This is a genomic window from Spirosoma terrae (assembly GCF_010435915.1).
GTDB lineage: Bacteria > Bacteroidota > Bacteroidia > Cytophagales > Spirosomataceae > Spirosoma > Spirosoma terrae.
Genome location: NZ_JAAFZH010000005.1, coordinates 457583 through 466395, shown reverse-complemented (window position 1 = coordinate 466395; position 8813 = coordinate 457583). Strand labels below are relative to the sequence as shown.

Sequence of the window (8813 nt, the reverse complement as noted above, 5' to 3'; positions counted from 1 at the left end):
TAGGCTTAGGCTACGTATAGGGTAATGCTGTCCCGCTCACCGATAGCGAGAATTAAGAGATTTTAACGCAAATCCTGCCAAAATGACAGTATTATTCACCCTTTCTTGTTAATTTTGCCTACTAGTTGGTAAAGCAGTTCAGTGTGTGGCGAAAGCAAACCGGACTAGTTTTTATCAACTCATTGACTTATTGACAATTATGACGCTTATTCCGGAATTAACGATACTACAACCAGCCGATAAAGAGCAGGTTGACCTGCCTCGTACCTCAGAAGAAGAACCTGCGGTAGGTAAAAAACGCCTGTATATCGAAAGCTACGGTTGTCAAATGAATTTCGCCGATAGCGAGATTGTTGCGTCTGTTATGCGTAACGCAGGCTTTGCTACTACGTCATCGGCCGAAGACGCTGATTTGATCTTTCTTAATACGTGTGCAATCCGGGAAAATGCAGAACAAAAAGTTCGTCATCGACTCAAGCACCTTACGGGCCTTAAACGTCAGAAACCAGAGTTGCTGGTCGGTATGCTTGGCTGCATGGCAGAACGTCTGAAAACCAAGCTTCTGGAAGAAGAAAAGGTAGTTGATATCGTAGCGGGACCAGATGCCTATCGCGATATACCCAAACTTGTTGAAGAAGCTGAATCAGGGCAAAAAGCAGTCAACGTTTTCTTGTCTCGCGAAGAAACGTACGCCGACATCTCTCCTATTCGTTTGAATTCCAATGGCGTTACAGCCTTTGTATCAATCATGCGCGGCTGCGACAATATGTGCAGTTTCTGCGTAGTCCCCTTTACTCGTGGGCGTGAACGTAGCAGAGACCCACACAGCATTGTACGAGAAGCCAGGGACCTGTTCGAGCAGGGTTATCGGGAGGTTACGTTGCTGGGCCAGAATGTGGATTCGTATAAGTGGCAAAGTACAGACACCGTTGAAATAACGACCTTCGCGAATTTGCTCGAAATGGTGGCGCTGATCCATCCCGATCTTCGCGTACGCTTCTCTACCTCGCATCCAAAAGATATTACCGACGACGTATTATATACGATGGCGAAGTATGATAACATCTGCAAGTATATCCATCTACCCGCCCAGAGTGGCAACAGCCGGGTTCTGAAGCTGATGAATCGTACGTACGACCGCCCCTGGTATATCAGTAAAATTGACCGGATTCGCGAAATTCTGGGCGAAAATTGCGGTATTTCTACCGATATGATTTCGGGCTTCTGTACCGAAACCGAGGAAGAACACCTCGAATCGCTGTCGCTAATGGATTACGTGCATTACGACTATGCCTATATGTTCGCTTATTCCGAACGTCCGGGGACACTGGCCGCCAAAAAATACCAGGATGATATTCCGGAAGATGTAAAAAAACGTCGGCTGAACGAAATTATCGCCCGTCAGCTGGAGCATTCATCGGCCAGAAACCAGCGTCACGTTGGGCAAGTACAGCGGGTACTGATTGAAGGGACATCCAAACGTTCTGAAGACTTCCTCTGTGGACGTAATGATCAGAACAAAATGGTTGTCTTTCCTAAGGGCAATTGGCAAAAAGGCCAGTACGTTAACGTACTAGTTACTGAATGCACGTCTGCTACGTTGCTTGGCGAAGTTGTTAGTCATTAATTGTTGCTGATTGTCAGTCAATCGCTTCGGCGATCCGATGTCATGAATTGTGTATGCAACCAATGACCCCGATGGCTATCAATAACAAATGACATCTATATGAATAATCAGGAAATTCAGAGCGTTAAACAACGCTTCGGCATAATCGGTAATGCACCCGGTCTAAACTACGCCATTAACGTAGCGATGCAGGTGGCAGCCACGGATTTAACCGTATTAATTACCGGCGAAAGCGGTAGTGGTAAGGAGTCTTTTTCCAAGATCATCCATAGTCTTAGTGCACGTAAACACGGACAGTTTATTGCCATAAACTGTGGAGCTATTCCCGAGGGAACCATTGATTCAGAGCTTTTTGGCCATGAAAAGGGTTCGTTCACTGGTGCCGTAGATTCTCGAAAAGGTTATTTCGAAACAACAAACGGGGGCACCATTTTCCTGGATGAAATTGGAGAAATGCCCCTCGGTACGCAGGCTCGCCTGCTACGTGTTCTGGAAAATGGCGAGTTCATTCGGGTTGGTTCGTCAAAGACGCAAAAAACAGATGTACGTGTCGTAGCGGCCACCAACGTCAACTTAATGGATGCCGTTGAGAAAGGCCAGTTTCGGGAAGATCTGTACTACCGCTTAAACACCGTTCCTATTTACGTACCACCACTACGTGAACGCGGTGTCGATATTGAATTACTATTCCGCAAATTCACAACAGATTTTGCTGAACGGTATCGTATCAAACCGCTCCAATTAACGGAAGGGGCCAAACAACTGCTGATGAGTTATCCATTTCCGGGCAATATTCGTCAGCTGAAAAATATTGCTGAACAGGTATCCATACTGGAGTCAGAGCAGGACAAACCGATTGATACGGAAACACTGGCGAAGTATTTACCCCAGCAACAAACCAGTAGCCGAACATTAGCCCTGTTCACACAAGCGCAGGGAAACAACAACGAAAATTTTTCAGAGCGCGAATTACTCTATAAGGTATTATTCGATATGCGTCGGGACGTAAACGATCTGAAAAAACTCGTTCGGGACGTGCTGGGCAGTGAACAGGATGGTCATCAGATCCTGAATAATCACAAAGATCTTTTCGATTCTATTCAACCGGATGGCGATTATCATCCATCCGGCGATACTAACGTTACGCGGTTCCTTCCTGCGCTCAATACCCCCGGCCGGTCAGAAACGCCACCACCCTCCGAAACATACAATGGCCATCCACCTGTCCAGATTTTTGAGGATATCGATGGCGACATAAACGACATTCAGGTAGAGGACGTAACGCATGAGACGGAGGAAGACGATTCGCTTTCGCTGGAACGGCAGGAGAAAGAAATGATTTTGAAAGCTCTCCGACGAAACAATAACAAACGCAAGTATGCCGCACAAGCCCTGGGCATATCAGAACGAACGTTATACCGCAAAATCAAACAATACGAAATTGATGAGGAATAAATTGGTAGTCATGAATGATACCGTAAGACACCGTTTTCTGGCATTTATCATTCTTAATGTATCATTCATTTTTCAGTCTTGCGGAATTTATTCGTTTACCGGTACTACGTTATCGCCTGATATTAAGACCGTAACGGTAAATAATTTTGTACTGGCAACAGCCGGTGGCCCTGCCAACCTTCCCCTGACATTTAATGAGAAGCTAAAAGAATACTACCAGCGCTATACAAACCTGAAGGTTATTCCTAACAACGGTGATATGGTGCTGGAAGGAAATATTACAGGCTATGATCTGCTGGCCGTAGCCCCTACTGCCCAGGACCAGGCTGGCGTTAACCGGCTACAGATCACGGTGTTAGCCCGCTTTTATAACAACAAAGACGAGAGTAAAAATTTTGAGCAATCGTTCTCTTTCTATCAGGATTTCCCTCAGAATCAAACTCTTAGCCAAAACGAAAGCCGATTGGTTCCTAAGATTCTGGACCAGATCGTGTTAGATATTTTTAACAAGACAGCAGCTGACTGGTAATCACTAACGTTAACGAATGAATTATGGACAGAAACGAGTAAACTCGACAACATCCATCGTTTATTATTCATAATTCCTGATTACCTTCGGCCAACCGTATTGCGACACCCAACCCATGCTTGCGCTTGATAAAGAAACTTTTTCGTACTGGGTCACCCATCCGGAAGACCTCACCACTACAGACTTTGTGCAATTGCAGGAAAGTCTTCAAGCCTATCCGTACTGTCAGTCTTTGCACACATTAACGGCCAAAGCAGCTTCGGTCCATTTGAAAGGACAAAATGTTTCTTTCATTCGCCAGGCGGCAGCCCATGCGTTAAGCCGTAATGCCCTGCGCAAACTTATTGACAATGAATTTCAGTGGTCGGAGAACCTGTTAACCAAGCTGAATGAGTTATCAGCCAAACACGTTCCTATTCCCGACGACTACCAACAAGAAAGTTACGCTCTGTTTAAATCTAAAGCCGGTTTAAGTAACGGATTTCCCAAATTGCCTTTATTACGCTTACCCAGTCCTACCCAGCTTGATGCCCAGGCCACAACACCAATGCCTGAAGACCCAACGCTGGCTGAATCTAATCTCCAGCATGATCTGGCACAGATAGCTGAAGCTGTATCCATAGAACCGATCTTGTCGCCCGCCGATGTGGAGCGTAAGCGTCAGTTTGACCTTATCGAGGATTTCATAAAAAAAGAGCCTCGTATTTCCCCTGTACGCTCTAAACTTAATGAGCCGACCGAACAGGAAGACTTAACCAAACGTACCAAACCCCTTTCCGGCGGCCTGATTACAGAAAGCTTTGCCAAGATTTTGGTTAAACAGGGTAAAATTGACAAAGCTCGCGAAATCTATGAGAAGCTGATGGTGAAAAATCCGGATAAAAAACCGTACTTTGCGGCAAAAATCAGTGAATTACCGAGTGCGGCCAGCGAATCGAGCGAGTCTTAAGATACTCTTTTTTCACTGAAGAAAACTCTTTAAAGAAAACGCGCCGGCGGACCGGTAATACAAACATTCATGGTTACGGCAACTATTGTCATTATTTGCATTATCACTGTCCTATTGATTCTGATCGTGCTTGTTCAAAATTCAAAAGGTGGTGGATTGGCTGGTGAGTTTGGTGGACTGGGTTCCAATCAGCTCATGGGTGTCAAAAAGACTACTGACCTCCTCGAACAAATCACGTGGGGCTTGGGCGTAGCAGTTATGGTTCTCTCACTAGTCTCCTATATTATGATTGATCGCAATCAGACGGGAGTGATTAACAGTGCCAACGTAGATCGTGCGCAAACGCAGACCCTACCCGGAGCCGCAGCACCGACACCAGCCCCAAGTCAGGCAGCTCCCGGAGCAACAACCCCAGGAACTTCGACATCAGCGCAGAAATAAGCGATACGTTTCTTATCACAAAAAAAGGCTTCGATTGAATCGAAGCCTTTTTTATTACATTCATTTACGCAACGGCCTGTGCCAGAAGCTGCCGGGCAATAGGCAGTAGCGTTTCCTGAACAGGATAAGACCGATCACTCTCCAGCATATACGTAGCAGGATTAGGAAGGTGTCGATGGCGACGTATCAGATCTAACTTAACATTCTCAAATGTATGGGCCAGAGATTTTCGAAAGGCCTCCACAAAATGCAGTCGAATCATCCGACCACCAGGCTCCTGCTCAGAATAAAGTGTCAATTGAAATGAATAAACATGGGTTTCTGCCTTATTAGGCGTGTAAATCAACAAATACCCCTCTTCTGGACGTAGTGGCAACAAACCTATGGGTACCAAAGTCAGCGAGCTAGCGATATCAGCCCATCGCTGCTGACCTTCTGTCAGCATAGAATGGAATCGGGGTAAGGCAAACGTCATGATCGCATCCAGCTCGGCCATATACTCATCATCCATTACCTCAGATTTGTACTCGATCCGGGGAGGAGGCCCGACAACTCGCTGCGCGCGTTTGGGAAACGCAGCATTTAACGTACCTTTGCCCCTCGAAAAGCGAACACCTGTCTCGTAATGTCCCCGTAAATCGGGCAGATCGGGATAAAGTTTGTTTTCAGTGAAGTTCTGCCGAACGGTTTGTAAATATGCCATCAAGACATATTTCTGATACTCGGCGTCAATCCAATTTTGCGTAAACCAGTCAGACTGTAATTTTTTCATAGACTCACTAACGCACTTTAATCAACATATTGGTAGCTCAAAATAGCGAACCAGCTAGAAAAAACCAAATTCTGTTTGCTTAAAGTACGATCTGTTAGAATGAAAATTAGTTAAAACTGAAAATGGCATACTGTCAGAGTAAAACCTGAAAATTTGGCAGTTAAAAGGGATTGGCATAAAAATTGGCCGTCGCACAACGACGTGTAATTAAATGGATTGCACAAACAGTTAAAAACCTTAATCAACTCATTATCATGGTAGCAGAAACGGAAAGCGTTAAAGTGAACGTGAAACCGCTGGCGGACCGGGTGCTTGTAGAAGCAGCCCCGGCTGAAGAAAAAACCTCGTTCGGAATTATCATTCCTGATACGGCAAAGGAAAAGCCTCAGCGTGGCACGGTCGTAGCCGTTGGTGCAGGCAAGAAAGATGAACCACTTACGGTTCAGGTGGGCGATACGGTGTTGTACGGTAAATATGCTGGTACAGAAATCACCGTTGATGGCAAAGAGTACCTCATCATGCGTGAATCCGACATTTTCGCAATCCTTTAATTGTTTAGTTTTCAGTTAATGAGTCACCGTTTTCAGCTAAATAGCCGAGAACAAAAGAGCAACTCGTTACGGAACTGGAAACAGAAAACTGCAAACTTTTTCAAACTACAAAAAAGTAATGGCTAAGAAAATTTTCTTCGATACTGAAGCTCGCGAACGTATTAAGAAGGGTGTTGACACCCTGGCAGATGCGGTAAAAGTTACCCTCGGACCAAAAGGCCGGAACGTAATTCTGGATAAAAAATTCGGTTCACCTGCCATCACGAAAGACGGTGTAACGGTAGCTAAAGAAATTGAACTGAAGGATGCCATGGAAAACATGGGTGCTCAGTTAGTAAAAGAAGTAGCGTCTAAAACGGCTGATTCGGCTGGTGACGGTACCACCACAGCAACGGTTCTGGCACAGGCAATCTACTCGATTGGTGCTAAGAACGTAGCAGCTGGCGCTAACCCAATGGATTTGAAGCGCGGTATTGATAAAGCCGTTGTTGCCGTTACGGCTAATTTGGCTCAGCAAGCTCAGACAGTTGGCGACGATTTCGATAAAATTGCGCAGGTAGCTACTATTTCTGCTAACCACGACGACGAAATCGGCACCATGATTGCCGAAGCGATGAAGAAAGTGGGTAAAGAGGGTGTTATTACGGTTGAAGAAGCTCGTGGTACTGAAACGGAAGTTAAAACCGTTGAAGGTATGCAGTTCGACCGTGGTTACCTGTCTCCATATTTCGTGACGAACACCGAGAAAATGGAAGTTGAACTGGATCGTCCGTTCATCCTGATCTCTGAGAAGAAAGTGTCGTCGATGAAAGAACTACTTCCAGTACTGGAGCAAGTAGCTCAAACTGGCCGTCCTTTGCTGATCATCGCTGAAGATGTTGATGGCGAAGCATTGGCTACGTTGGTAGTTAACAAAATCCGTGGTGCTCTGAAAGTAGCTGCTGTTAAAGCTCCAGGCTTTGGCGATCGTCGGAAAGCTATGCTGGAAGATATCGCTATCCTGACTGGCGGTCAGGTTATCAGCGAAGAACGTGGCTTCAAACTTGAAAATGCAACGATCGATTATTTAGGTCAAGCAGAAAAAATCCTGATCGACAAAGACAACACGACTGTTGTGAATGGCGTTGGTCAGAAAGAAGATATTCAGGGCCGCGTTAACCAGATTAAAGCACAAATCGAAAACACTACGTCTGATTACGATCGTGAGAAGCTACAAGAGCGTCTGGCGAAACTGTCAGGTGGTGTCGCTATTCTCTACATCGGTGCTGCTACTGAAGTAGAAATGAAAGAAAAGAAAGACCGCGTTGACGATGCGCTGCACGCAACTCGCGCTGCCGTTGAAGAAGGTATCGTAACCGGTGGTGGTATTGCCCTGATTCGTGCCATTTCAGCTCTCGATGGCGTACAAGGTGCCAACGAAGATGAGAAAACTGGCGTTAACATCATCCGTGTTGCTCTGGAATCTCCTCTACGTACTATTGTTGCTAACGCAGGTGGCGAAGGTTCAGTTGTTGTAAACAAAGTGAAAGACGGCGATGGCGGTTTTGGCTACAACGCTAAAAACGATACGTACGAAGATCTGTTTGCCGCTGGTATCATCGATCCTAAGAAAGTAACTCGCCTTGCTCTGGAAAACGCAGCCTCTATTGCAGGTCTGCTGTTGACCACCGAGTGTGTTATTGCCGACGAGCCAGAAGAAGCTCCTGCTGGTGGTGGCGCTCCTGGTATGCATGGTGGCGGCATGGGCGGCATGATGTAATCTGCCAAGTCCGGAATACAAGAAAAAGCCCCTCAACAAGTTGTTGAGGGGCTTTTTCTTGTATTTTCGCCAATTACCACTTTCCTATGCTAACCTTACAACCTCTCACTCCTGCCGATTTAGGTTTTGTTACCCAAGCAGAGCAACACTCCGAAAACCGACGCTTTGTTGGGCAGTGGACAACCGATCAATACCTCAATGCGTTAGAAGACCCCAACTACCAATGTTTCCTGCTAGTAGCCGATGGCCAACCGGTAGGCCATTGTATTTTAGCCGACTTACAAAGCCCGGATGACTCCGTGCTGCTGAAGCGTATACTTGTGTATGATAAAGGTCTTGGCTACGGCCGTTTGGCACTCGACAATATTTTAGTATATGCTTTTGGCGTTATTAAAGCCAATCGAGTATGGCTTGACGTTCGATCGTTCAATGATCGAGCGGAAAAACTGTATCAATCAATTGGATTTCGCTACGAAGGAACCCTAAAAAAAGCGTCTAAAGTAGATGACGCCTATGTTGATCTCAATCTGTACGCCATACTCCGGGAAGAATTCCACAAGAAGCTTAACGAAATGGAGACGCATGAACGTATATAAAACGAAAAAGCCAAGCGAGACTCTCTCTTGGCTTTCTGATTTACTCAACGTTATGAAAAACTTTTCTTTTCGACACAATTATAAAACAAAAATAAAGAATAATCATTCTTTATCGTAAAATAATTTTCCAAATC

General features: G+C 45.6%; 9 protein-coding genes. 8 read left to right on the top strand and 1 reads right to left on the bottom strand.

Going from position 1 to position 8813, the window contains the following annotated elements; translation table 11 throughout:
- The first annotated feature begins 199 nt into the window (after window positions 1–199).
- The 5 genes from miaB to secG all read left to right on the top strand — a co-directional run bounded on the left by miaB (window position 200) and on the right by secG (window position 5001).
- A complete protein-coding gene (miaB, locus tag GK108_RS14900) occupies window positions 200–1627 on the top strand; it encodes a tRNA (N6-isopentenyl adenosine(37)-C2)-methylthiotransferase MiaB (RefSeq protein WP_163949661.1) in 1428 nt (475 codons plus the stop codon).
- A gap of 99 nt (window positions 1628–1726) precedes the next feature.
- Window positions 1727–3082 carry a sigma-54 interaction domain-containing protein gene (locus GK108_RS14895; protein ID WP_163949660.1) on the top strand — a complete coding sequence of 452 codons (1356 nt, stop codon included), beginning with the start codon at window positions 1727–1729 and terminating at the stop codon, window positions 3080–3082.
- A 10-nt stretch (window positions 3083–3092) separates the two neighbouring features.
- Window positions 3093–3611, top strand: coding sequence for an LPS assembly lipoprotein LptE (gene lptE, locus GK108_RS14890; protein ID WP_246224906.1), 519 nt, complete (start codon window positions 3093–3095; stop codon window positions 3609–3611).
- 115 nt (window positions 3612–3726) lie between these two features.
- The gene (locus tag GK108_RS14885; protein WP_163949659.1) at window positions 3727–4560 is read left to right on the top strand and encodes a hypothetical protein; all 834 of its coding nucleotides are present in this window, start codon (window positions 3727–3729) and stop codon (window positions 4558–4560) included.
- A gap of 69 nt (window positions 4561–4629) precedes the next feature.
- Window positions 4630–5001: a preprotein translocase subunit SecG gene (secG, locus tag GK108_RS14880; protein WP_163949658.1), complete on the top strand. Its 372-nt coding sequence runs from the start codon at window positions 4630–4632 to the stop codon at window positions 4999–5001.
- A gap of 64 nt (window positions 5002–5065) precedes the next feature.
- Here secG and GK108_RS14875 read toward each other — a convergent pair whose 3' ends face one another.
- On the bottom strand, window positions 5066–5773 hold the full coding sequence (locus tag GK108_RS14875) for a hypothetical protein (RefSeq protein WP_163949657.1): 708 nt from the start codon (window positions 5771–5773) through the stop codon (window positions 5066–5068).
- A 254-nt stretch (window positions 5774–6027) separates the two neighbouring features.
- Between GK108_RS14875 and GK108_RS14870 the strand changes: the two genes are divergently transcribed.
- The 3 genes from GK108_RS14870 to GK108_RS14860 all read left to right on the top strand — a co-directional run bounded on the left by GK108_RS14870 (window position 6028) and on the right by GK108_RS14860 (window position 8679).
- On the top strand, window positions 6028–6324 hold the full coding sequence (locus GK108_RS14870; protein ID WP_012925587.1) for a co-chaperone GroES: 297 nt from the start codon (window positions 6028–6030) through the stop codon (window positions 6322–6324).
- A gap of 118 nt (window positions 6325–6442) precedes the next feature.
- Window positions 6443–8083 (top strand): chaperonin GroEL, encoded by a 1641-nt coding sequence (gene groL, locus GK108_RS14865; RefSeq protein WP_163949656.1) that lies wholly within the window; start codon window positions 6443–6445, stop codon window positions 8081–8083.
- Window positions 8084–8169: 86 nt separating this feature from the next.
- Window positions 8170–8679 (top strand): GNAT family N-acetyltransferase, encoded by a 510-nt coding sequence (locus GK108_RS14860; protein WP_163949653.1) that lies wholly within the window; start codon window positions 8170–8172, stop codon window positions 8677–8679.
- Window positions 8680–8813: the final 134 nt, after the last annotated feature.